The organism is Yoonia tamlensis (assembly GCF_900115105.1).
In the GTDB taxonomy this organism is placed as follows: domain Bacteria; phylum Pseudomonadota; class Alphaproteobacteria; order Rhodobacterales; family Rhodobacteraceae; genus Yoonia; species Yoonia tamlensis.
Genome location: NZ_FOYP01000002.1, coordinates 571,105 through 594,873, shown reverse-complemented (window position 1 = coordinate 594,873; position 23,769 = coordinate 571,105). Strand labels below are relative to the sequence as shown.

The 23,769-nt window shown below is 58.0% G+C and carries 27 protein-coding genes; 14 read left to right on the top strand and 13 right to left on the bottom strand.

Annotation, left to right across the window (positions count from 1 at the left end):
* The 5 genes from BM320_RS14795 to BM320_RS14775 all read left to right on the top strand — a co-directional run bounded on the left by BM320_RS14795 (position 1) and on the right by BM320_RS14775 (position 4,251).
* Positions 1-573 (top strand): cob(I)yrinic acid a,c-diamide adenosyltransferase, encoded by a 573-nt coding sequence (locus tag BM320_RS14795; RefSeq protein WP_090201527.1) that lies wholly within the window; start codon positions 1-3, stop codon positions 571-573.
* 99 nt (positions 574-672) lie between these two features.
* Positions 673-1,476 carry a hypothetical protein gene (locus BM320_RS14790; RefSeq protein WP_090201526.1) on the top strand — a complete coding sequence of 268 codons (804 nt, stop codon included), beginning with the start codon at positions 673-675 and terminating at the stop codon, positions 1,474-1,476.
* A gap of 166 nt (positions 1,477-1,642) precedes the next feature.
* Entirely contained in the window at positions 1,643-2,398 is a 756-nt protein-coding gene (locus BM320_RS14785; RefSeq protein WP_090201595.1) for an SDR family oxidoreductase, read from the top strand.
* A 168-nt stretch (positions 2,399-2,566) separates the two neighbouring features.
* On the top strand, positions 2,567-3,325 hold the full coding sequence (locus BM320_RS14780) for an electron transfer flavoprotein subunit beta/FixA family protein (protein WP_090201525.1): 759 nt from the start codon (positions 2,567-2,569) through the stop codon (positions 3,323-3,325).
* The gene (locus tag BM320_RS14775; protein ID WP_090201524.1) at positions 3,325-4,251 is read left to right on the top strand and encodes an electron transfer flavoprotein subunit alpha/FixB family protein; all 927 of its coding nucleotides are present in this window, start codon (positions 3,325-3,327) and stop codon (positions 4,249-4,251) included. Before BM320_RS14780 ends, BM320_RS14775 begins: the two co-directional genes overlap by 1 nt.
* A 62-nt stretch (positions 4,252-4,313) precedes the next feature.
* Here BM320_RS14775 and BM320_RS14770 read toward each other — a convergent pair whose 3' ends face one another.
* A complete protein-coding gene (locus tag BM320_RS14770) occupies positions 4,314-5,024 on the bottom strand; it encodes an MBL fold metallo-hydrolase (protein ID WP_090201523.1) in 711 nt (236 codons plus the stop codon).
* Positions 5,025-5,118: 94 nt separating this feature from the next.
* Here BM320_RS14770 and BM320_RS14765 point away from each other — a divergent pair, with 94 nt between their 5' ends.
* The 5 genes from BM320_RS14765 (at position 5,119) to BM320_RS14745 (ending at position 8,118) form a co-directional block, all read left to right on the top strand.
* Positions 5,119-5,472 carry a winged helix-turn-helix transcriptional regulator gene (locus BM320_RS14765; protein ID WP_090201522.1) on the top strand — a complete coding sequence of 118 codons (354 nt, stop codon included), beginning with the start codon at positions 5,119-5,121 and terminating at the stop codon, positions 5,470-5,472.
* Between the two features lie 82 nt (positions 5,473-5,554).
* Positions 5,555-6,307, top strand: a complete 753-nt coding sequence (locus BM320_RS14760; protein WP_090201594.1) for an energy-coupling factor ABC transporter ATP-binding protein — start codon at positions 5,555-5,557, stop codon at positions 6,305-6,307.
* Positions 6,282-6,896 carry an energy-coupling factor transporter transmembrane component T family protein gene (locus BM320_RS14755; protein WP_090201521.1) on the top strand — a complete coding sequence of 205 codons (615 nt, stop codon included), beginning with the start codon at positions 6,282-6,284 and terminating at the stop codon, positions 6,894-6,896. Before BM320_RS14760 ends, BM320_RS14755 begins: the two co-directional genes overlap by 26 nt.
* Entirely contained in the window at positions 6,897-7,451 is a 555-nt protein-coding gene (locus BM320_RS14750; RefSeq protein ID WP_090201520.1) for a biotin transporter BioY, read from the top strand.
* A complete protein-coding gene (locus tag BM320_RS14745; protein ID WP_090201519.1) occupies positions 7,441-8,118 on the top strand; it encodes a nitroreductase in 678 nt (225 codons plus the stop codon). The genes BM320_RS14750 and BM320_RS14745 overlap by 11 nt, the downstream gene beginning before the upstream one ends.
* Here BM320_RS14745 and BM320_RS14740 read toward each other — a convergent pair.
* The 3 genes from BM320_RS14740 to BM320_RS14730 form a co-directional block, all read right to left on the bottom strand.
* Positions 8,115-9,218, bottom strand: a complete 1,104-nt coding sequence (locus BM320_RS14740) for a thiolase family protein (protein ID WP_311135505.1) — start codon at positions 9,216-9,218, stop codon at positions 8,115-8,117. The genes BM320_RS14745 and BM320_RS14740 overlap by 4 nt on opposite strands.
* Positions 9,215-10,384, bottom strand: a complete 1,170-nt coding sequence (locus BM320_RS14735) for a class I adenylate-forming enzyme family protein (RefSeq protein WP_090201517.1) — start codon at positions 10,382-10,384, stop codon at positions 9,215-9,217. Before BM320_RS14735 ends, BM320_RS14740 begins: the two co-directional genes overlap by 4 nt.
* Positions 10,385-10,451: 67 nt before the next feature.
* Complete coding sequence (locus tag BM320_RS14730) at positions 10,452-11,300, bottom strand: DUF6473 family protein (protein ID WP_090201516.1); 849 nt, start codon at positions 11,298-11,300, stop codon at positions 10,452-10,454.
* Positions 11,301-11,458: 158 nt separating this feature from the next.
* Here BM320_RS14730 and BM320_RS14725 point away from each other — a divergent pair, with 158 nt between their 5' ends.
* Positions 11,459-12,334 carry a 3-hydroxybutyryl-CoA dehydrogenase gene (locus BM320_RS14725; RefSeq protein WP_090201515.1) on the top strand — a complete coding sequence of 292 codons (876 nt, stop codon included), beginning with the start codon at positions 11,459-11,461 and terminating at the stop codon, positions 12,332-12,334.
* Here BM320_RS14725 and BM320_RS14720 read toward each other — a convergent pair.
* The 7 genes from BM320_RS14720 to BM320_RS14690 are packed head-to-tail and all read right to left on the bottom strand — an operon-like array spanning position 12,331 to position 17,675.
* The gene (locus BM320_RS14720; protein WP_090201514.1) at positions 12,331-13,182 is read right to left on the bottom strand and encodes a lysophospholipid acyltransferase family protein; all 852 of its coding nucleotides are present in this window, start codon (positions 13,180-13,182) and stop codon (positions 12,331-12,333) included. The two genes, BM320_RS14725 and BM320_RS14720, sit on opposite strands and share 4 nt — an antisense overlap.
* Positions 13,183-13,241: 59 nt before the next feature.
* Complete coding sequence (locus BM320_RS14715; RefSeq protein WP_090201513.1) at positions 13,242-13,511, bottom strand: HPr family phosphocarrier protein; 270 nt, start codon at positions 13,509-13,511, stop codon at positions 13,242-13,244.
* Positions 13,508-13,903 (bottom strand): PTS sugar transporter subunit IIA, encoded by a 396-nt coding sequence (locus BM320_RS14710; protein WP_090201512.1) that lies wholly within the window; start codon positions 13,901-13,903, stop codon positions 13,508-13,510. Before BM320_RS14710 ends, BM320_RS14715 begins: the two co-directional genes overlap by 4 nt.
* Positions 13,900-14,814: an RNase adapter RapZ gene (gene rapZ, locus BM320_RS14705; RefSeq protein ID WP_090201511.1), complete on the bottom strand. Its 915-nt coding sequence runs from the start codon at positions 14,812-14,814 to the stop codon at positions 13,900-13,902. The genes BM320_RS14710 and rapZ overlap by 4 nt, the downstream gene beginning before the upstream one ends.
* Complete coding sequence (locus BM320_RS14700) at positions 14,811-15,236, bottom strand: HPr kinase/phosphorylase (protein WP_090201510.1); 426 nt, start codon at positions 15,234-15,236, stop codon at positions 14,811-14,813. Before BM320_RS14700 ends, rapZ begins: the two co-directional genes overlap by 4 nt.
* Before the next feature lie 9 nt (positions 15,237-15,245).
* Positions 15,246-16,970 carry a sensor histidine kinase gene (locus BM320_RS14695; protein WP_090201509.1) on the bottom strand — a complete coding sequence of 575 codons (1,725 nt, stop codon included), beginning with the start codon at positions 16,968-16,970 and terminating at the stop codon, positions 15,246-15,248.
* A gap of 3 nt (positions 16,971-16,973) precedes the next feature.
* Positions 16,974-17,675, bottom strand: a complete 702-nt coding sequence (locus BM320_RS14690; protein WP_090201508.1) for a response regulator transcription factor — start codon at positions 17,673-17,675, stop codon at positions 16,974-16,976.
* A gap of 301 nt (positions 17,676-17,976) precedes the next feature.
* Between BM320_RS14690 and BM320_RS14685 the strand changes: the two genes are divergently transcribed.
* Complete coding sequence (locus tag BM320_RS14685) at positions 17,977-19,575, top strand: phosphoenolpyruvate carboxykinase (protein WP_090201507.1); 1,599 nt, start codon at positions 17,977-17,979, stop codon at positions 19,573-19,575.
* A gap of 60 nt (positions 19,576-19,635) precedes the next feature.
* Entirely contained in the window at positions 19,636-20,175 is a 540-nt protein-coding gene (locus BM320_RS14680; RefSeq protein ID WP_090201506.1) for a DUF3859 domain-containing protein, read from the top strand.
* A 4-nt stretch (positions 20,176-20,179) separates the two neighbouring features.
* On the opposite strand, the gene BM320_RS14675 is transcribed toward BM320_RS14680, so the two are convergent.
* Positions 20,180-20,950 (bottom strand): sulfite exporter TauE/SafE family protein, encoded by a 771-nt coding sequence (locus BM320_RS14675; protein ID WP_090201505.1) that lies wholly within the window; start codon positions 20,948-20,950, stop codon positions 20,180-20,182.
* Positions 20,951-21,098: 148 nt separating this feature from the next.
* Here BM320_RS14675 and BM320_RS14670 point away from each other — a divergent pair, with 148 nt between their 5' ends.
* Positions 21,099-22,784, top strand: a complete 1,686-nt coding sequence (locus BM320_RS14670) for an acyl-CoA dehydrogenase family protein (protein WP_090201504.1) — start codon at positions 21,099-21,101, stop codon at positions 22,782-22,784.
* On the opposite strand, the gene recO is transcribed toward BM320_RS14670, so the two are convergent.
* On the bottom strand, positions 22,781-23,506 hold the full coding sequence (recO, locus tag BM320_RS14665; RefSeq protein WP_090201593.1) for a DNA repair protein RecO: 726 nt from the start codon (positions 23,504-23,506) through the stop codon (positions 22,781-22,783). The two genes, BM320_RS14670 and recO, sit on opposite strands and share 4 nt — an antisense overlap.
* Positions 23,507-23,769: the final 263 nt, after the last annotated feature.

Genomic DNA, 23,769 nt, shown 5'->3' with positions numbered 1-23,769 from the left:
ATGGTTGTCCTGAACAAGATCTACACAAAATCAGGCGATGCGGGTGAAACCGCGCTTGGCAATGGCGACCGCGTCGCAAAACACAGCCAGCGCGTGGATGCCTATGGCACGGTGGATGAAACCAATGCGACCGTGGGGCTGGCGCGGTTACATGCAAGCGGCGAGCTGGATGCGCAATTGGCGATGATCCAGAACGACCTGTTCGATCTGGGCGCCGACCTGTGCCGCCCCGATATGGATAAAGACGCCGATGCCGCATATCCCGTTTTGCGCATGTCCGGCGCACAAGTCAGCCGGCTCGAGATCGAAATCGACGCGATGACCGCGCGGGTTGATCCATTGCGCAGCTTTGTCCTGCCTGGCGGGTCCGCGCTTGCCGCGCATTTGCACCTGTGCCGGACCGTGTCGCGCCGCGCCGAACGGCTGGTTGTGGGGCTTTCCAGTGCAGAATCTGTCAATCCGGTAGCGGTGAAATACCTCAACCGCCTGTCCGACTGGTTTTTCCAAGCCAGCCGGATCGCAAACGCCAACGGCAAAAACGACGTGCTTTGGGTGCCGGGGGCGAACCGCTAAAGCCACAATGCGTCAAGCATCGTGCCAACGGGGTAGTTGTTTACACTTATTGCGCTGCCAGTCTAAAATGCGGCCTAGCAAAATGATGGGAAATAGTAGATGGGTTTGCCAACAATCGGCATGTTTTGGGACGGTCCACCGCTTGGATTTGTTGAACGGCTTTGTTTAACGTCTTTTATACATGTCGGACACCCTGTGGTGCTTTTCTCATACGGGAAAGTGGAAAATGCCCCTGACGGTGTGGAACTTGCGTCTGCGACTGACGTATTGGCCAAACCAAAAGAAATAGTACGGCATGATCGCACCGGCAGTCCTGCAATTTACGCCGACAAATTCCGATATCATTTGTTGGCGCAAAATGACGGGATGATCTGGTCTGACACTGATGCGTATTGCTTAAAACCCTTCGAGCCCCGCGCAGGATATTTCTTTGGCCGCGAGTCAGACAAAGTGATCGCAAACGGCGTCATGGCGCTTCCTTCAAATTCAGCGACGCTGAATGACTTGATAGAATTTTGCGAAGACGAATATGCGATTCCAACGTGGATGTTGTCCAAGCACGTCAAAGAAATGGAAGAACGGAAAGCCAATAACGACCCAATGCATGTGTCTGAAATGCCGTGGGGCGCATGGGGACCAAAGGCACTCTCACATTTCTTAAAGAAAAATGATGAGTTCAAAAATTCTTTGGCTCCTCATGTGCTTTATCCCGTGCCATTCGAAGACCGTCGCCTCTATTTTCGTGAGGCTTGGAAAACATGGGAACGCGTACAAGACGACACGGTTTCCATTCATTTTTACGGCAGACGTGTACGACAGCGCCTGATCAACCGGTTTAAGGGTACGCCGCCCGAGAATTCTGTGCTTGCTGAATTGGCCCAAAAGCACGGGGTTGCCTATTGACCCCAATAAACCTTTAGGCAGTGGTGGGTTAAAACCCACCCTACGCCCCAAACGACCCGTTTCTTGCGCCTTCTTTCTGTCGCGTTTTCAAGGCGCAAGAAACGGGTCGCAACCTGCGGGCGGTATTTCATAGATCAGCGACATGCAACAAAAGAAAGGCATGTCGATGGAACTTAAGAACAAAACCATTATCGTAACCGGCGCGAGTAGCGGCATTGGCGCGGCTTCCGCTCTCTTGTTTGCGGCGCAGGGCGCAAATGTTGTGCTGGGCGCACGGCGGCAATCAGAATTAAACACGCTAGTCGGGCAAATCACCCAAAGCAACGGGTCAGCTACCTGCCTTGCAGGCGATGTGACGGATGCGGATTATGCCCAAGCGCTGGCCGATCTGGCGCAGGAGCAGTTCGGCGGGCTGGACGGCGCATTTAACAATGCGGGGATCATGGGCGACATGGGACCAATCCCCGAAATGCAGACACAAAACTGGGATGATGTCATTGCAACGAACCTTTCCAGCGCGTTTTTTGCGGCCAAGGCACAACTGCCGCTGCTGCGCAAAAATGGCGGCGGGGCCATCGTGTTCACCAGCTCTTTTGTGGGGTTCAGCAACGGGGGCATGCCGGGCATGGGGGCCTATGCCGCGTCAAAGGCGGGGTTGATCGGGCTTATGCAATCGCTTGCCAGTGATCACGCGGCCGAAGGTATCAGGGTAAATACGATCCTGCCCGGCGGCACAAAAACCGCAATGGCCGGGGATGATGCGGACACACATGCGTTTATCGCGGGGCTTCATCCGGTGAAACGCATGGCCGATCCAAAAGAAATCAGCCAAGCGGCAATGTTCCTCCTGTCGGATCGTGCAAGCTTTGTAACGGGCGCACCGCTGGCTGTGGATGGCGGCATGGCGACACGGCTGCTTTGATCTGCGGGGGCGTTGGCGCGTGTCAACGCCCCACCACGTGACGTAAACGTCAAGAACGTGGCGTCCTTGGGCCCTGTCGCGTCGATTTTACCCTGTTGTCCCCCGATCCGAGCGGGTAACACTATTGCGAGAACACAAACGATCAATTTTCTTGGGAGAGAAACGCAGATGAAGGTCATCGTACCCGTCAAGCGCGTGATCGACTATAACGTGAAGGTTCGCGTCAAAGCGGACGGCACGGGCGTCGATCTTGCAAACGTCAAAATGTCCATGAACCCGTTCGACGAGATTGCCGTCGAAGAGGCGATTCGCCTGCGTGAAGCGGGTAAGGTGGAAGAAGTCGTCGCGGTGTCGATCGGCGTCAAACAGGCGCAAGAAACCCTGCGCACCGCGCTCGCCATGGGGGCTGACCGCGCCATTCTGGTGGTTGCGGCTGATGATGTGCATCAGGATATCGAACCGCTGGCCGTTGCCAAAATTCTGGCCGCCATCGTCAAAGAAGAAAACCCCGGCCTTGTGCTTTGCGGAAAACAGGCGATCGACAACGATATGAACGCCACCGGTCAGATGCTTTCGGCGCTGCTGGGCTGGTCACAGGCGACATTCGCCTCCGAGGTCAACATCGACGGCGACAGCGCCGTGGTCACCCGCGAAGTCGACGGCGGCTTGCAGACCATCAAGGTCAAAACGCCCACAATTATCAGCGTAGACCTGCGCCTGAACGAGCCGCGCTATGCATCGCTGCCCAATATCATGAAGGCCAAGAAAAAGCCTTTGGACGAAAAAACACCTGCCGATTACGGCGTGGATACGACACCACGTTTGACCGTGGTCAGCACATCCGAGCCCGCCACACGTCAGGCCGGAATCATTGTTGGATCAGTCGATGAGCTGGTCGCGAAACTCAAAGAAGCGGGGGCTGTGTAATGGCTGTTCTTCTCCTTGCCGAAGTCACCGATGGCGCATTGGCCGTTGACGCAACCGCCAAAGCGGTCAGCGCGGCGACTGCACTTGGTGATATTACCGTTCTTTGCGCGGGCGCATCGGCCGCCGCTGCCGCAGCAGAAGCCGCAAAAATTGACGGCGTCGCACGTGTGCTTTGCGCCGAAGATGCATCATTGAACCACCGTCTGGCCGAACCGACCGCCGCTTTGATCGTTTCACTTGCGGGCGACTACAGCCATATCGTGGCCCCCGGCACGACGGACGCCAAAAACATCCTGCCGCGCGTTGCGGCCCTGCTGGATGTGATGGTGATTTCCGAAGTAACCGCCGTGATCGACGCCGATACTTTTGGGCGCCCGATCTACGCCGGTAACGCGATCCAGACCGTGAAATCAGGCGATGCGACCAAGGTGATGACCATCCGCACCGCAGGTTTTGACGCGGCTGGCATGGGCGGGTCCGCATCTGTGGAATCCATCGGCGCGGCGGCTGATCCGGCGCTTTCGACATGGGTCGAAGACAAAGTTGCCGAATCCGACCGTCCGGAACTGACATCTGCGGGTGTTGTTGTATCAGGTGGCCGCGGTGTCGGGTCTGAGGAAGACTTTGCGCTGATCGAAAAACTGGCAGACAAGCTCGGTGCCGCCGTTGGCGCATCGCGCGCAGCGGTCGACAGTGGCTATGCCCCGAACGACTGGCAAGTCGGCCAAACCGGCAAAGTGGTTGCGCCTGATCTTTATGTCGCGGTTGGTATCTCCGGCGCGATCCAGCACCTTGCGGGCATGAAAGACAGCAAAATCATCGTCGCGATCAACAAAGACGAAGAAGCCCCGATCTTTCAGGTCGCCGATTATGGTCTGGTGGCCGACCTCTTCGACGCCGTGCCAGAGCTGATTGAAAAGCTGTAAGCCAGACATAAGACGACGACCAAAGGGCCTGCTTGCAAAAGCGGGCCCTTTTCGTTTGCGGGCTACGCGCGTTTGAGCGCGGCGACATGCGCAGCAATTGCGCGCGCATGCAGTGGCCCCCCGTGCCCCAGATAAAACCGTGTCGCACCGAGCGAAAGCAGATGTTCTAATGCCACGATGACTTGGCTGGTGTCTTCTTCGAACGGGGGCTGTTTGGGGCGCCCACGCAGCATGATCCCGCCCAGCAAAATCCCCGAGGCGGCCAAATCACCAGCAATAACATCGCCATTTTCAAACAATACCGACTGTGATCCCGGCGTGTGGCCGGGTGTTGCAATGATCCGCGCGGCAAACCCGTAGGCGTGCAACGCAACATCATCAGATTGGACAACCTGATCCGGTGTGAAATAGGCAAAAGGACGTTCAATCGCACCGGTCTTTTGAAACAAACGCCCAAATCGACCCGTAGGGCGCAGTACAGGCGCAAGACCTTCGCAATAGGGTAGATCATGCTGATGAATAAAAACCGGCGCTTTGGACAGTTTTTGCACCCGCGCACCAGCGCCTGCATGATCAATATGCGCATGCGTCAGCACGGTTAATGCGACATCGGGCCAGTCCAGCCCATGCGCGCGCAACGCGCGGCCGATTTTGCGTTCGGAACCGGGCAAGCCCGTATCAACAAGCATCGCGCGGCCGGCCTGAACGACCAGAAAGGCATTCAATGGCCCAAAGGGCAGGATCGGAATTGTTTTTATTAAGGGTGTGGTCATCTTCTTTGTTGCCGTTACTGTGAATGATATGTCCCTGATGGCAACCCAGCCCGACCTTCTCAATTAGGCACTTTTTTGTAACCGGAGCCTCGCGATGAATGACATGACGCTGCACACGCGCCCCTTGACAGACCCTGACACTGGGGCATGCCCCGTGGCCGAAATCCTGCGTGAATTGGGCGGCAAACACGGGCCGCGCATTCTGCATTGCCTGCTTACGCGCGAACTGCATTTTCTTGAACTTGAACGCGCCGTCACAGGCATTAGCCGCAAGGTTCTTAAGGCGCAGCTGAGTGATTTTATCGCAGCGGGGCTTGTGGTGCGGCGACCCAAATACGATGCCCGCAACCGCGTCGGCTATGGGCTCACGCCCAAGGGTCGGGCGCTTGGGCCGATTTTGTTCCAGCTCTATGATTGGGCCCAGACATACAAAGCGCAACCAGCGTAGCCCCCGCATCCTTTTTCGTCATCTTGCCCCGCTGCGGTTTATCCTTTACCCAGCCGCAAGCATGACGCGGGGCGCGATGACGATGGACGGCCTTCAGACCAACAGCACCGAACACGGCTGCGATATCGCGCTGGATGGCCTTTGCTTTGCGGTCGACGGCAAGGCCATTCTTTCGGATATTTCAGTCAATTTGACGGCTTCGCGCATCGGCGTCGTCGGGCGCAACGGGTCCGGCAAATCCACGCTGGCGCGGGTGATTGCGGGGCTGGTGGCGCCAACGTCGGGGACGGCGCGGATGGACGGATTGCACCTGTCCCAAGACCGCAAAGCGGCGCTGCGACAGGTCGGCATTCTGTTCCAGAACCCCGACCACCAGATCATTTTCCCAACCGTCGACGAAGAAATCGGCTTTGGACTGCGGCAATTGGGACATGGCAAGGATGCTGTCGCAAAGATGACCCGAGACACGCTGACCCGTTTTGGCAAATCGCATTGGGCGGGCGCCTATATCAACACGCTGTCGCAGGGGCAAAAACATCTGGTTTGCCTGATGGCCGTCGTGGCGATGGGGCCAAAAACCATCATTCTGGACGAACCGTTTACAGGGCTTGATATCCCGACCAAGGCGCAATTGAACCGCTATCTTGCGAACTATAAAGGCGGGTTGATCCATATCACCCATGATCCGGCGGATTTGGCGGGTTATGATCAGGTGATCTGGCTCGAACAGGGCAAACTGGCACAAAACGGCGCGGCAGCTGACGTACTGCCCGCCTATATTGCGCGGATGACGGCATTGGGGGGATCTGATGATATCTCTGACCTCGCCGGTTAAGACGCGTGCGCACGGCTGGCCCGCAGGGGCCAAGCTTGCAGGGCTATGCGCGGCAACTGTGATGCTTTTCATGCTGCAAAACCCCATCGCGCAGACGGCTGTTCTGGCAGGTGTGACTGGGCTTTATGCGCTGCCGGGGCGGCTGTTTCTAATCACCGGGCTGCGGCACCTGCGGATGCTTGTGCCTTTCATCGCTGTTATCGCGGTCTGGCATCTGTGGTCGGGCGCGGTTGCGCAGGGTGCGACGATTATACTGCGGATGCTGTCGGCCGTGGCGCTCGCCAATCTGGTGACGATGACCACAAGGTTGACCGATATGATGGCAGTTGTGCGCAGCCTTGCAAAACCGCTCACGCGGCTTGGGCTACGCGGGGATGTTTTGGAATTGGCCATCGCGATGGTGATCCGGCTCACGCCTGTACTAGCCCACAAAGGCAACCTGCTTGCGCAATCATGGTCGGCGCGTTCGCCCCGCCGCGCAGGTTGGCGGATCATTTTACCTTTCACAATAATCGCGTTAGATGACGCGGACCATGTTGCCGAAGCGCTGCGCGCGCGCGGCGGGTTTGACGCCCTTAAGGAGAGCTAAATGGAAAAGAATGTCACACTTATCGCGCTGTTCGCGGCCCTGATCGCCGCACTGGGGTTGATCCCGCCTGTGTCGCTCGGGTTTGGGGTACCGATCACGGCGCAAACGCTTGGCGTTATGCTTTGCGGCACCATTTTGGGCGCAAGACGTGGCACGTTTGCAGTGCTACTGTTCCTGCTTTTGGTGGCTATCGGCCTGCCGCTTTTGTCAGGCGGACGCGGCGGTTTGGGCGTCTTTGCGGGGCCTTCTGTCGGGTTCTTGGTCGGCTGGCCAATCGGCGCGTTTGTGACAGGTCTGATCGTGGAAAAATGGCGCGGCGCACCTTTGATGATCGTCGCAGGGGTCGCGGCGGTTCTGGGCAGCATCATCGTGATGTATGTATTCGGGATTACCGGCATGGCGATCATGCTGGACAAAACCCTGCTGCAGGCGGCAGGCATCGCCATGGTCTATATCCCCGGTGATTTGCTGAAGGCAGGGATCGCGGCAATGCTGACATCCGCGCTGGCAACGGCGCGGCCTGCAAGCGTGCTTTCACGTCTCAATGCCCAGTGATTTCAGTGAAATCCTAAAGCGGCGGCGGTCGGTCAGGGCCTTTACCAATGACCCGATCGACCGCGCCACAATTGAACTGCTGTGCCATGCCGCGCGGCGCGCGCCCAGCGGCGCAAACCTGCAGCCTGGCAAATTTCATGTGCTGACGGGCGCGCCACTTGCCGCGTTATCCAGCCGACTGGAACAGGCTAACGCGGATGCAACGCCTGTCGCGCTCGAATATTCCTACTTTCCAGACATGATGTCGGCCGACCTCAAGGACCGGCAGCGCAAAGCGGGCTATGCGCTTTACAAAGCGCTCGGGATCGCGCGCCGCGACACGGCAGCCCGACGCGCGCAATTTGCCAAAAACTACCGGTTCTTTGATGCGCCCGTCGGGATCATCGTCACCATCGACCGCGATATGGGCAAGGGCTGCTTTATGGATCTGGGGATGGCAATCATGACATTCCTGCTGGCCGCCGAAGCCGCAGGCTTAGGCGCCACAGGCGTTGGCGCGATCGCCAATTACGGCGGCATCGTGCATGACCATCTGAAACTGCCCGCCGACGAACTGGTGGTTTGCGGCATCGCGGTGGGTAAGCCCGATCGACAGGCCGCAGTGAACCAATTCCGGACCGAACGGCTGCCGCTTGCGGATTTCACAAGCTTTCAAGGCTTCGACTAATCCGCGCGCAGCACAATCGCCGTGCCGATCCCGCCAGCGGCCGCAATCGCGGCAAGCCCCGCACCATTGGTCTGACACAGATGATGATAAAGCCGCGCCGCCAGCACCGCGCCTGATGCGCCAACCGGATGCCCCCACGCCAGCGCGCCGCCTTGCGGGTTGACAATATGTTCGGGCAATTGCGCGCCTTTCTGGCAGGCAATGGCTTGAACGGCGAATGCTTCCATCACCTCGGCGCGCAGCAGATCAGCGGGGGTTAGGGCTGCCTTGGCCAAGACGGTTTCAATCGCAGCAATCGGCGCGATGCCGGGCAATTCAGGATCAGCGCCAACCGTGCAACCCGCGACAAATGCAACTGCGCGCGCGCCCAGCTTTGCCGCGATCCGTTCCGATACCATAACCACAAACGCGGCCCCATCGGCGGCAACTGCCATATTCGCGGCGGTAATTGTGCCGGACACCACCGGCGCCCTGTCACAATGGCGCAGCGTCAGATCGCGGGTGAACGGATCGCGGCTGATCCCGGCCAGCGGTGTGAGTTCAGGGTGGGATGCTGCGCGCGCACGCGCATGGCTTTGGACGGCCAATGCATCCTGATCCGCCTTGGAAATATCCAGCATACGCGCCAAATCATCCGCCGCCGCCGCCATATCGGGGTCACGGTCGGGCCATGGGGTAAATGGCGCCTGATCATAGGGGGCAGACGGGCGGCCATCGGCAAAGGTTTGCGCCCGCAGGGGACGGCGTGAATAGCTTTCAACGCCGCCTGCGATCACCACGTCATGCTGGCCCGCGCGGATCAATGCATCGGCAATCAGCAGCGCATCCAGCCCGCCCGCACATTGGCGGTCAACGGACAGACCCGCCACGCGTTCCTGCAATCCCGCGCCTAACGCCACGATCCGCGCAGGGTTACCACCCGCCCCCAGCGCGTTTGATACGATCAATTCACCAACATCCGCAGGGGTCAGATGCGCATCGGCCAGCACCTGCAGCACAATCGGGCGCGCCAAATCTGCCAGCGACATTGCCGCAAACGCGCCATTTCGCGGGGCAATCGGGCTGCGGCGCGCCGCGATGACATAGGATTTTGCCATCATGCCCCCAACGCCAACGCGCGCAGCTTGACCAGATCAGGCTTGCCAGCCTCCAAAAGCGGCAATCGAGCGATCCGGCGGACCTCCTTGGGCACTTGATGCGCGCCTAATACCGCGCGGCAATGTGCCTGAACTTGCGGCGCGGTGGGGCCTGCCTCATCCGATTGTACAAAGCAAATCAACCTGTTACCGCGCCTGTCATCGGGCACCGCGACCACCGCGCAGGCCTGCACATGATCCATCTGGACGACACATGTTTCGATATCTTCGGGAAAAACATTCACGTCCGCGACGGTGACCATGCGGTTCTTGCGGCCTTTCAGAAACAGGTTTTGCGCAGCATCAAGCCAGCCCATTTCGCCAATGCTCAAGAACCCTACGTCCCAACGGGTGTCGCTATGGTCTCCGGCGGCGTAGCCTGCGAAAAGATAGGGGCTTTTAACCCAGATTTCGCCAACCTCACCGCAGGGCGCATCGACGCGCAGCTCCACATGCGGATAGGCCCGCCCCACAGACCCGTGCGGCGTCTTAGCCTGTGTCAGCGTGATAAAGCTGGTTTCGCTAGCTCCGAAAAACACGATGATTTGCGCCTGCGGACAAAGCCGTTGCAGCGCGACCCTGACAGTATCCGCAAGCGCGCCGCCGCCGCAAAAAACATAAGTTAGCGCGGGAAAACCGGCGATTTGCGCCTGCGCGGCGCCTTTGACCAACAGGCCCAATTGCGTGGGCGTGGCGTAGATCACAGTGATGCCATGCGTGGCGACGGCCTGCGCCTGCGCCTTTGGCGCGCGCGGGCCAAGCGCCCATTGATCCGCGCCAAGACATATCGCCTCGACGCTTGCATAAAGCGTCAGTGAATGCCCCAGCGAACCAAACGTCGCATAGCGATGGCTTGCATCAATGCCGTATGTTTCAAAGGTAACACCAAAGCTGCGGATCCACGACAGCGGGCTTCGGCGGATAACCTTGGGTTTGCCGCTGGTTCCCGACGTCGCGCATAGCACCCATTGCCTGTTTGCATCGTCAGCGGTTACCGGCGAGGGGCCCGTCGGCTGGGCCATAAAACCGCGGCCCGCGTGCAAGCAATCCAGCAATACCCGCATGCCCGGCACATCGGGCGTATGCAGGGCAGATGCAGGGTGGGGCGAAAAATTTGGATGCTGCGTCATATCGCGGGCAGCTTAACACTTTCCCTAGCCATGATGGAACGTAAACCCGACGCACCGCTCCGCCGTTTTACGTGGATATTTCCAGCTGCGCGCGAATTGCCGATGCCAATTGCGCACCCGCCTCCTCGTGACAGCGCACCCCAAGCATTTCCGATGCCATCGCTTCTTGCGCAGGGGGGAATACCATGCCCGTAACCCCTTGCGCCAATGCCGCGCGCGACGGGTTCACAACCACGACATCCTTGACCAGCGGGCGCAGTTCATCGACCATTGATGCGGTAATAAAAAGCGGCTCTGTTTGCAATTGCGCAGGGCGCATGGCCCAATCCTGATCGCTCAACGGCTCTTCCGAGAACCACAGCAGCACAACCCGACTGCCAAGTTTATCCAAAAGGGTTTTCATCCGCGCTGACCACGCCTGCCGCAGTTCGTTCACGACAATTTCGAACCGGCGCGGAGATTTATCATGCAAGGCGCCAAGCATGTGACGGGTAAACGAAAATTCCGAAAAATCGACGTCTTCATAGATCGCCTGCAGCACCGAAGAGGCATCAACAAAACGGTCGTTGCGGCGTGGATGCACGGAGTAAAAACGGTTCGACAGGTTATTTGCGCCCATGATCTGCAGCACCGTCATTTCCGCGCCGCGACAGATATCAAGCACCGAATCATCATTCACAAAGGCATCAATGCCACCGTTCACACAGCCGAAATTTACGCATGTCTGGTGCAATTCCTGTTCGACAAGTGACGCAAACGGTTCCTGAATAAATTTGCCATAGGTTTCCGTGCTGCCAACAAAGGCCATATAGGGCTGATCCAGTGACTTACGCGGCCCGCGAAACACCACTTTCGACTGCCCGTAAGTGCAGGCGCGTATCCCGATACCGGTGGTTGGAAACACCTCTTGCTTCATTATGTCCATCACTTTTTAAGATCACTGCGCACAGATTCGCCCAAATCCTTTGCGAAAGTGCTAATGATAAAAACCGATTCAAACTTTCACGACTTGCCCGACTTGAAGCCGCCCCGCATCGGGGCCTATGGTGCAGCTGATCTTTAAAGGAATGGAAAATGGCGATTGAACGTGTGGGCATCGTTGGTGCGGGGCAAATGGGCAACGGGATTGCGCATGTGTTTGCGGTCGCCGGTTACGACGTGCTGATGACCGATATTAGCGCTGATGCGCTGGCCGCTGCGGTGGCACTGATCGACCGAAATTTGAACCGTCAGGTCAGCAAAGACGCGATCACCGCCGAAACAAAGGCCGCCGCTATGGCGCGCATTGCCACAACGCAAGAACTGTCGGATCTGGGTCAGACCGACCTGATCATCGAAGCCGCGACCGAACGCGAAGAAATCAAAACCGCCATTTTTGCCGAATTGCAGCCGCACCTGAAGCCAACCACGATTTTGACATCAAACACATCGTCAATTTCGATCACGCGGCTTGCCTCGCGCACGGACCGTCCGGAAAAATTCATGGGATTCCATTTCATGAATCCGGTGCCGATCATGCAGCTGGTCGAATTGATCCGCGGCATCGCAACCGATGAGGATACATTCAACGCCTGCTATGACGTCGTTGAAAAATTGGGAAAAACATCCGCCACCGCCGAAGATTTCCCCGCTTTTATCGTGAACCGCATCCTGATGCCGATGATCAACGAAGCAATCTATACGCTCTATGAAGGTGTCGGATCGGTGAAATCCATTGATACCTCGCTCAAGCTGGGGGCCAATCACCCGATGGGGCCGCTTGAACTCGCCGATTTTATCGGGCTCGATACCTGTCTGGCGATCATGAACGTGTTGCACGACGGGCTGGCCGATACGAAATACCGCCCTTGCCCCTTGCTGACAAAATATGTCGAGGCGGGCTGGCTGGGTCGCAAGACCAAACGCGGGTTCTATGATTATCGCGGTGAAACGCCGGTGCCAACGCGCTAGTCGCGCAGGCCCAGTGTTTGCGCCCTTAGCCACGCCATAAAGGCGCGCGGTTCCTTAAGCCGTGTTTTTACATCGTCTTCATCAAACGGTTGCCCGATCACGGGTTTTTGCGGCTTGCCGCAGGCATGTACGATTTCATGCAATAGCAGGCTTTGGCGCAGGGTCGCCGAAATACGGTTGGCCATCTGGTACCAGCGCGAATTTGATCCCGGAAAGAAACAAGGCACGACCTTTGCGCCTGATTTTCGGATCATGCTGGATGTGAACACGTTCCATTCGGCCTCGATCGCGGGGCCGAACATGGTTTGCGACGATGCAACAACGCCCGAAGGGAACAGCGCAATCAAACCGCCATTCTTGAGATGCTCCATCGCGTGGCGGCGCATTTCCAGCATCTTGGCATGGGCATCGGGTTCATGCGGGAACGGCACTGGGATCATGAAATCCCCTGCCTCTTTATCAATGCCCGTCAGGATCGAGCGGGTCAAAATCCGGTAGTCGGTGCGCACGCGGCCAATCAGATCAGCCAGAATCATGCCGTCCACCATCCCGTGCGGGTGGTTCGCGACAAGAACGGTCGGGCCGGTTTTGGGGATATTGTCGAGCTGACCTTGCGGGGTCAGCAGGTCAATCTCCATGATATCCAACGCACCGCGCCAGAACGCCTGACCCTGAAATTTGCCCATGCGTTCAAACCTGCGAATCATCCGCACGATTTGCACCTTACCGGTGAACCATTCGATCACGCGGATGATATTGCGCTTGGTGGGGCTTTCGAACGTGTTGGAATAGGTCAGGCTGCCGCGGTCATAAACCCGCGGCGCATCTTGCGCCACAACCTGTGGCATTTGTGATTTGCGGGTCGTTTCTGTCACGTCACTTTACCCCGAATGGCCGCGCAAAACCGCTAGTTGCCTTCGCCAAACTTGTCGGCGACCAGCGCCGTGATCGCGGCGCTTAATGCTTCGGCCTGCGGGCCGGTGGTTACGACATCAATATAGGTGCCGATCGACGCGCCAAGCATCAACAGCCCCATAATGCTGTCGCCGGTGGCGCTTTCGCCGTCCTTGCTGACGGTGGCTTGGGCGTCAAAGCTTTCCACCACCTCAACCAGTTTGGCCGAAGCACGCGCGTGCAAGCCTTTGATATTTTCAATTTTCAGGCGGGTAGCTGTCATGAATTCGGTCCGCCGTTATGGCTATTGATATATTTATGTGCGGCGTTGATTGCGGCCTCGACCGCATCGGGAACACTACGGCGGCGGGATTTGGCCAGTTTGATCAGCATCGGCAAATTGGCACCATATAGAATACGGCGGTTTTCCGGGCTGCAGGCGCGCAACGAAAGATTGGACGGCGAGCCGCCGAACATGTCGGTCACAATGACCACCCCGTCGCCCATATCAACCGCATCAGCCGCATCGCAAATTTCGTTTTGCTTTGCGGTGCGGTCGTCTTCGGGACCAATTGCGATACTGATGACGCCATGCTGTTCACCGACAACATGTTCAACCGCAGACAGATACTCTTGCGCGAGCCTGCCATGAGCGACAATGACGATACCAATCAAACCGCGTGTCCCTTGTTTCCCAGCGCATCGCGCCGTTCCATTTCTCGATGCCGTTTAGATACATGCCACCCGTCATCTGCAAGTGCAGATGCAAGATGCTCGGTGACTGTGACCGATCTGTGTTGCCCTCCGGTACACCCGAACCCGATCGACAGGTGTGATTTGCCCTCTTGCTTGTGCGCAGGCAGCAGTAAATCAACCAGAGATTTCAAACGGTCAAAAAACGGATCAAAGCGCGGGTCGGCCTTCACATAGGTAGCCACCGCCGCATCGCGCCCGTCCAGCGCGCGCAGCTTGTCATCCCAATGCGGATTGCGTAGGAAACGGCAGTCAATCACGATATCCATGCCCAGCGGTAGCCCCCGCTTGTAGGAAAACGAATGGATCGTCACGCCCAGCGGCCGCCCGTCACCGTGTGCGAACCAGCGGTCGATCTCGGCGCGCAGGTCATGCGGCGACATGCCTGTTGTATCAATCAATATGTCGGCGCGTGCGCGAACGGGGCTAAGCAGTTCGCTTTCGCGTGTAATTCCGGCAAGCGGCGATCCCGCGGGGGCCAAAGGATGCATCCGCCTTGTTTCGGAATAGCGGCGGACCAGTTCTTGCCTGTCCGCCTCCAGATACAGGACCTGCGCATTCTGGTCGGGCCGCGCGACAAGCTGGTCAATCGCCGCAATCAGCGCGTTGGTGCCGAAATCGCGGTTGCGTACATCTAGCCCAAGCGCAAGCGGCCGTCCCAATGGCGGCCCGTCCAACAGGCGCGGCAACAAGGACAGCGGCAGGTTGTCGATAACTTCGTAGCCCAGATCCTCAAGCGCATTGATCGCCGTTGACCGCCCCGCCCCAGACGGACCTGTGACCAGAACAATGGCCGGCGGGGCGCTAAGGGGGGTGGATGAAGACGCGGTCATCGGTTGCTCCTCCCTGCTTTCAGAAATTGCAGGATCGCTGGCACAAAATGATCACCATCACTGCGATAGATCAAGGGGGTGCGCAAGCCGCAAAGCGTCATATGCCTGTCAGGCGGCAGCCGGTCCTGCTCTTGCTGGTCAAGATCGACCACTGCCTGCACCGCCGCATCCCTCCGGTTTTTTGCGTTTAGAATACCAATGCCGCGGGCCTCGATAAGCCCTGCGATATTTGCAGGGCATGTCGCCACAAGCACGCCCGCTTTTGCCGCAAGGTTCACGCGGTCGTCGGCAACCAGATCACAGCCCAGCGCCATCAATTGCAGCGCCAGGCCGGATTTGCCCGCGCCAGAGGCGCCAATGATCAATAACCCTTTGCCATCCAGTGCCACGCAGCTTGCGTGAACCGATTGTGCGCCGCCCATCACCGCGCCCTAGATCGGCAACCCAACAACAAACCGCGCGCCGAGCGGGTCAGAGGTCGGGTCCGCATCGGTCGGTCGGATGTTTTCAGCCCAGATCACACCGTCATGGGCTTCGACGATCTGTTTGGAAATCGCCAGACCAAGGCCGGAATTATTGCCAAACTGCCCTTCGGGGCGTTCGGAATAAAAGCGTTGGAAAATCTTGGTCAGCGCGTCTTCGGGAATGCCGGGGCCGGTGTCTTCGACAACAACCAGAACGCGGTTATCGCGCTTGCGCGCCCATATGCGGATTGCATCACCGTTTTCGCAAAATGACACCGCGTTGGTGATCAAATTGACAAAGACCTGCGCCAGACGGCCTTCAAGACCGCGCACATGGATTTCTTCGTTTGGCAGATCGGCAACAAATTCGATTCCCTTCGACGATGCATCCTTGCCCAGAAAATCAATGATATTCCCCAGCATCTTGATCAGATCAAAGGCCTGTTCTTCTTCTTTGACCAATTCGCTGTCCAGCCGCGACGCGTTTGAAATGTCGCTGACCAGCCGGTCCAGCCGTTTCACGTCATGTTCAATGATTTCCATCAGGCGCTGTCGCTGGTCGTCGCGCTTTGCAAATGGCATTGACCCCACCGCAGAGCGCAAAGATGCCAGCGGGTTCTTGATTTCATGGGCCACATCGGCGGCGAATTGTTCGTTGCCTTCAATCCGTTCGTAAAGTGCTGAAACCATACCGCGAAGCGCGCCTGACAAGCGGCCGATTTCATCCGGACGCGCTGTCAGATCAGGGATCCGCACCCGCGCGGCAGACATCTTGCGGGCGTTGCGGTCATGGCTGGCTTCGGCGGCGGTTGCCAGATCGGCCAGCGGGTTGGCGATCGTCGAGGCAAGCACAAGGCTCAACCCGATACTGACCACAATTGCGATCAGAAACAAGCGCAGCACCTGTTCACGTTCACGCTGCACCAGACTGTCCACCTCGCCTGCGGCGGTCATCACGGCAACAACGCCTACAGGCATTCCGTTTTGCATAATCGGCGTTGTCACGATGAAACTTGTCACCGCTCCGATCGTTGTCGTCTCGAGGTTGGTGCCCCGCGAAATTGCCAGACGCACCTTATCTTGCGACAGCGCCAGTAGCTGTTGTTCGGCCGAGCGGGCATCGCTGCGATTGATCAAAACAGACGTGATACCGGTCCAGATGCGGACCAGAAAATCGGTGAGCAATGTGTCTTCGAGCTGACCTTCGAGCTGCGTAAGCTCATCCGCGTCCAGCCGCCCCGTCGCCGAAGCAACAAGGGTCGTATCAAGCGCGTACACCGATACCTGCACACCGCCGCGCAGATTTAGCCCCGCAAGGGTTTCAGCGGGGTCGATGCCATCGGCAGTTACCAGATTGACCGGCGCCGTATTGGGAAGCTGCGCTTCGAAAACATCCGAAATCAGCCGTGCTTCGTTCACCAGCCCCTTGGCGCGCTGATAGGCCAGATGGTCCCGCGAGGGGCTCATGTACAGCACGCCAGCAATCAGCATGATCATCGCAATCAGGTTGATCGTGACAATTTTGCGCGCAATCGGCGAATGCCGCAACGAAAGCAGGCCGCCACGGGTAAGCGTTACTTCGCCGTCTGCATCCGCAAGCGCCCAATCATCGCCAAGAACAAGTTCAGGGTCACGCGCCGCGGCACGGACGGACTGTAAATTGCGAACGTCGATCTTGGGCGCTGCGGTCATCCGCTACTCTTCGTTGTACCGGTACCCGATACCATAAAGCGTCTCAATCGCCGAGAAATCATCGTCGGTGTTGCGCATCTTCTTGCGCAGCCGCTTGATATGGCTGTCAATGGTCCGGTCATCTACATAAACCTGATCGTCATAGGCAACATCCATCAGCTGATCACGGCTTTTCACAAAACCGGGCCGCTGGGCCAATGCCTGCAACAGCAGGAATTCCGTCACGGTCAGGGACACGTCACGCCCTTTCCATTTCACCGCGTGACGCAGCGGGTCCATGATCAGTTCACCGCGCACCATGACCTTGGTTTCTTCGGTTTCTTCGATCTCTTCACCGGAAATAGCGTCCTGACGGCGCAACAGCGCGCGGATACGTTCAACCAGCAGGCGCTGTGAAAACGGCTTCTTGACATAGTCATCAGCCCCCATACGCAGGCCCAGAACCTCGTCGATTTCGTCGTCTTTTGAGGTCAGGAAAATCACCGGCATCGACGTTTTCTGACGCAACCGCTGCAGCAGGTCCATTCCGTCCATACGCGGCATCTTGATATCCAGAACCGCCAGATCCGGCATACGTTTGTTAAACGCATCCAGCGCCGACTGGCCGTCGTTATGCGTTTCGACCTCGAACCCCTCGGCCTCGAGCGTCATCGACACAGATGTCAGGATATTTCGATCATCGTCGACCAAAGCAATTCTGGACATTTTTCTTATTCCTTAGTGGTCGTTCTCAATGGGTTATTCTCTGACTTCTTGTTGTCATCCTTTTGCAGGGGCGAATCAATCCCCAATTGAAGATGCGCCACATTTTTGCCGCAATTGATGCTGTTTTGCAGGTTTCGACGCTAACAATATTCGGCTGCGAAACATAATTACGAAATTGGTTGCGCTAACATTCACATGATTGCGCTAACTATGACAAGACGGGCTATCAAGCCCCGAAACCTTGGTGGTAAGCAGGCGCTATCGCAGGCCATTCCGGCCAAATCATTTAAGGAGCGAACCCATGGACCAAGGTAAGGTCAACCCATCGATGAAGCTTGAGGATCAAGGCATCACAGGGCTGGGTTATGTGTATTACAACCGCTCTGAACAAGAATTACATGATGCCGCTGTTGCCGCGGGCGAAGGTGTTACGGGCAAAGGCGGAACATTCTTGGTCAGCACAGGCAAACACACTGGCCGGTCTCCCAAGGACAAATTTGTCGTCCGCACACCATCTGTCGAAGACAAAATCTGGTGGGACAACAATCCACCGATGGCTGCGGATAAGTTTGATGTGCTTTACGCGGATATGTTGACACATATGCAAGGCGGCACCTACAACGTGCAGGACCTCTTTGGCGGCGCGGACCCCGCACACCGTCTGGATGTGCGCGTGGTGACCGAACTGGCATGGCACGGGCTGTTTATCCGGCACTTGCTGCGGCGTCCTGCGGCGGCTGAACTGGAAACATTCACGCCGGAATTCACCATCATCAACTGCCCGACCTTCAAGGCGGACCCTGCCAAACACGGCTGCCGCTCTGAAACGGTGATCGCTCTGAACTTTGACAAAAAGCTGATCCTGATCGGCGGCACGGAATACGCGGGCGAAAACAAGAAATCGGTGTTCACGCTGCTCAACTACCTGCTGCCCGAAAAAGACATCATGCCGATGCATTGTTCGGCCAACCATGCCCCCGGAAACCCGGTGGATACGGCCGTTTTCTTTGGCCTGTCGGGGACGGGGAAAACCACGCTGTCCGCCGACCCGTCACGGGTGCTGATCGGCGACGATGAACACGGCTGGTCCGATCGCGGCACCTTCAACTTTGAGGGCGGCTGCTATGCCAAGACAATCGGCCTTGATCCAAAGGCAGAGCCGGAGATCTATGCCACATGTGCGATGCCGCATACGGTCATTGAAAACATGGTGTTCGATCCGGACACGCTGGAACTGGATTTCGAAGACGACAGCCTGACTGCGAACATGCGCTGCGCCTACCCGCTGAACTACATCTCGAACGCGTCGGATACGGCGCTTGGCGGGCATCCGAAAAACATCATCATGTTGACCTGCGATGCGTTCGGGGTATTGCCGCCGATCGCACGGCTGACACCGGCGCAGGCGATGTACCACTTCCTGTCGGGCTTTACGTCCAAGGTCGCAGGCACAGAACAAGGGGTGACCGAACCGGAACCGACTTTCAGCACATGTTTCGGCGCACCGTTCATGCCACGCCGCCCCGAAGTTTACGGCAACCTTTTGCGCAGCAAGATCGCAAGCCACGGCGCAACCTGCTGGCTGGTGAACACCGGCTGGACCGGTGGCGCCTATGGCACCGGATCGCGGATGCCGATCAAGGCCACACGTGCCTTGCTCGCGGCGGCGCTTGACGGGTCACTGTCCGAAGGGACGTTTGCCAAGGATCCGAATTTCGGCTTCGAAGTGCCGCTGAATGTGGCGGGCGTTGATAACGCATTGCTGGTCCCGCGCAACACATGGGCTGACAAGGCTGCATATGATGTGCAGGCTGCAAAGCTGGTGCATATGTTCAGCGACAACTTTGAAAAATATGTGCCGTTTATCGACGACGACGTGAAATCAGCCGCAATCGGCTAGGGCGTAGGGTGGATCAAGATCCACCTTACGTTGTGATGCACGCTCGGCTATGGTCAGCCTATGAAACATTGGCTGGCCATTTTCAGTTTAATCACCCTGCCCTTTGCCGGACAGGCCGCCCCCGATATGGTCAGCTCTGAAATCGCGGCGATCGAATTCGGCATTCTTTGCGCGCCTGAAGCGGTATCAACCAGCCCCGCACCAAACACGCTGGCAGGCATCACCCATGTGATCGGGGATTCGCCGCAATTTGTCGCAAACAGCCAGATCGTACCTGCGGCCTTTGGGGTCGGGTTCGGGGTCCGGTCGCGCGCACGGCGTGCCGAAGGGCTCGACAACGTCACAATCGTCATCACCCACCCGCCGATGGGCGACAACGGCACCACAGTGCAAAGCTACACAACAGGGATCGGCGGCGGCGGCGACGGGTCGTTTTCATTCTACCAGTTCGATTACGCCTATGAATTGCAAACGGGGCCCTGGAGCTTTACCGCGCTGCGCAATGGTAAGCCGCTCTATGCCGTCAGTTTCGAAGTCGTTGCCCCCGAAACACTGCCCGAACTCGCTGGGGTCTGCGGCTATGTCGACCTGCTTTCGTAGCGGCCTACCCCATCAGCCCGCGCCGGATCAGGTTCGCCCCGGCCAGCACAAGCACCCAAAGCGTCACGCGGCGGAACCGTTCCTGATCAAACCGGTCCCCCAGCCTGAACCCCAGCCACATCCCCAAAATCGCGGGCACAAGTAATAGCGCCGATAGGGGCCAAGTCTGCACATTCAGCACACCGGAACGCAAATGACCCAGAAACAGCATGACCGATCCCAGCCCGTAAATCACACCCTGCACCGCCATCTGACGCGCGCGCGGCGTGTCCAGCGCTAGCAGATATAGCACCGTCGGCGGGCCCCATGTCCCTGCCAATCCGCCAAGCGCACCCGAAACAGCCCCTGCCCCCCATTCAAATGCCCGCCGGTAACGCGGCGGAATCCGCGGGTGCCAGCCGATCAATTGAACAGTGCACAGCCCAACCACAGGCACGCCCAGCACCAAAAACATCACATCCGCCGGGATGCTTCGCAAGAATTGTGCCGACACGAGGATCATCACACAAACGACCACGACATAGCGCCAATGTTCCTTAAACCCGTCCCACGCGGGGCCAAGCCCAGCGCGCGCGACCTGCATGCCATTGGTCACCACGATCGGAAATATCACACCTGCGACAACCGTTTGCGGGTCGATCAAAATACCCATGCCCGACACCATAATCAGCGGCATCGCAAAGCCGACAGCACCTTTGACAAAGCCACCGACAAAGGTGATCGCGCAGGCAAAAAGCAAAAGTGAAAGCGGAAGGACGGCAAAAATATCAATCATTTTGCCTGCATACGCTTTTGCGATCCACAGCACATCCCAAAAATTGACGCGACATATTCAGTCGATTGGAGACTTCTTTTCGAATTAATATTGCGCTGCAAGTGCAAACACTTTATCTCTGCAACTGCAAACAAAGAGGATTCGACAGATGCCGCACGATGGTCAGGACTTGCCCCAAACCACATCTCCGCTCTTGGGGGATTTGCTGGACCTTAGCGCCGCAGCCCTTGACCCCGTTGATACGCTGCTGGGCCAAGCGCGGGCGGCTGTCCGCGCGGTGGTGCTAGACGGCGACCGTGTCAGCGCGCGTCTGATCGAACAGCACCAGACAGCAGCGCACGGGCTTGCTTGGCTCGCGACCTATGCCCAAGCCCTGCACCAGATGCAAAACTGGGCTATGCGGCTAGATGCAGACGGCAAGTTCGGCGAAGTCGAACAGCTGATCCACCAGATCGCATTCGGCGAATACCTGTGGCAAATCTACGGCGGCATCCCGATGAGCCAAGGCGAGATTTTGCGCCTGCAAGACATCGGCCTGACCCAGGACGACATGCGCGCATTGATGCAGCCCGCCGTCATGACCCTGACCCAATCAGGCAATACCCAAGCTGCGCGCAGCCGGCTTGTGGATCTCATGCAGGAACAATCCGCCAATGTCACCGTTGGGGCCACGGGGCTGGACGATGAACTGGAAATGATCCGCGAACAATTCCGGCGCTTCAGCGTCGATAAGATCGCGCCGCACGCACATGAATGGCACCTGAAGGATGAATTGATCCCGATCGAAGTGATCGACGAGATGGCCGAAATGGGCGTGTTCGGCCTGACCATCCCCGAAGAATACGGCGGCTTTGGCCTGTCCAAAGCATCCATGTGCGTCGTCTCCGAAGAACTGTCGCGCGGCTATATAGGTGTCGGCAGCCTTGGCACCCGTTCCGAAATCGCAGCCGAATTGATCCTTTGCGGCGGGACAGAAGAGCAAAAACAACAGTGGCTGCCTGGCATCGCCAGCGCCGAAATCCTGCCAACGGCGGTGTTTACCGAACCCAACACAGGTTCCGATCTGGGCAGCCTGCGCACCCGCGCGGTCAAAAAGGGCGACGATTGGGAAGTCACCGGCAACAAGACATGGATCACCCACGCGGCCCGCACCCATGTGATGACATTGCTGGCCCGCACCGACCCCGACACAACCGACTACCGCGGGCTGTCGATGTTTCTGGCCGAAAAAACCCCTGGCACAGTTGATGACCCGTTCCCGACACCCGGCATGACCGGCGGCGAGATTGAGGTTCTCGGCTATCGCGGGATGAAAGAATATGAACTGGGCTTTGACGGGTTTGCCGTTAAGGGTGAAAACCTGCTTGGCGGCGAAACCGGCAAAGGGTTCAAACAGCTCATGCAAACCTTTGAAAGCGCGCGCATTCAAACCGCCGCGCGGGCGATCGGGGTGGCACAATCGGCGATGGACATAGGCATGCAATACGCCCAAGACCGCAAACAATTCGGCAAGTCCCTGATCGATTTTCCGCGGGTATCCGGCAAGCTGGCCATGATGGCGGTTGAAATCATGATCGCGCGGCAGTTGACCTATTTCAGCGCCGCCGAAAAAGACAATGACAGGCGCTGCGACCTCGAAGCAGGAATGGCGAAATTGCTTGGCGCGCGGATCGCATGGGCCTGCGCGGATAACGCGCTGCAAATCCACGGCGGCAACGGGTTTGCGCTCGAATATCAGGTCAGCCGGATTCTATGCGACGCGCGAATTTTGAATATCTTCGAAGGCGCTGCAGAAATTCAGGCGCAAGTCATCGCGCGGCGCCTGCTCGATTAGGCGCGCCCGATCGCGTCGATCAAGCGCGCGCGTGCGGACGGGACCTGCCTGTCGCCCAATGACGCGATCAATCGGCGCTCAAGGAAATAGCCCGTGGTGCGCAGGGCTGTGACGATCTGCGCATTATCCGCATCCCCCTGCCCCGCCAAAACCGGCGGCAAGGGCAATAACCGGTCGGCCCATTCCCCCGCCGCCTGCCTGCTGACCGCGCGGCCGGATTTTGGCGAAACATAGATCAGTTCCTCATTGGTGCCGCGCACGGCGCAGGCCGACAGATCCATCCCGAACCCCATCTCGTCCAGCAGGGCCTGCTCCCAGCGCAGATAGGCAAGCGGCCAGACATCGGACTGGCCCAGCAAATCCAGCAGCGCGACGCTACGCGCATAAAGTTTGGGGTGCGCTTCGCCTTCGGGCAAGACCAGCGCCAGCAGGGCGCAAACCGCATTCAACCCCGCAAGCGCCAGACGATCCCCCATCGCCACCGCCGCACGGCTGCGCACAGGTTCCACCGTGAACGCACCAAGATGGCTCTCAAGCCGTGCCTTCCAAGCGACGGAAATCTGCGCGCCGGGCTGCAATATCGGGGCGATCTTGCGGCTTGTCCCGCCGCGCACCACACCGGCAGACCGCCCGTGCGCGGCTGCAAAAACCGCGACAATGACAGATGTCTCACCAAAGGGGCGGGTCGCCAGCAATAGGGCCTCATCGCGCCATTCAATCATTTCAGATATGTCCTGATCATGGCGCCATATCAGCGGGCGCAGCATGAAATTGCAAGGCCGCGCCGCCTCCGGCGGGAGTATTTAGGGCAAGATGATATCTATACCACCTTGCCCCACGTGAACGGCTTGCGCCACATCACCTCGCACGGCCATCGGCTCTCCAGCCTGTACCGCAAGACCAGTTTGTCAAAACTTGCTTAACAACCCGTTACTGCCCGAACTCTTTGCATATCATCTTGCCCTAAATACTCCCGCCGGAAGCA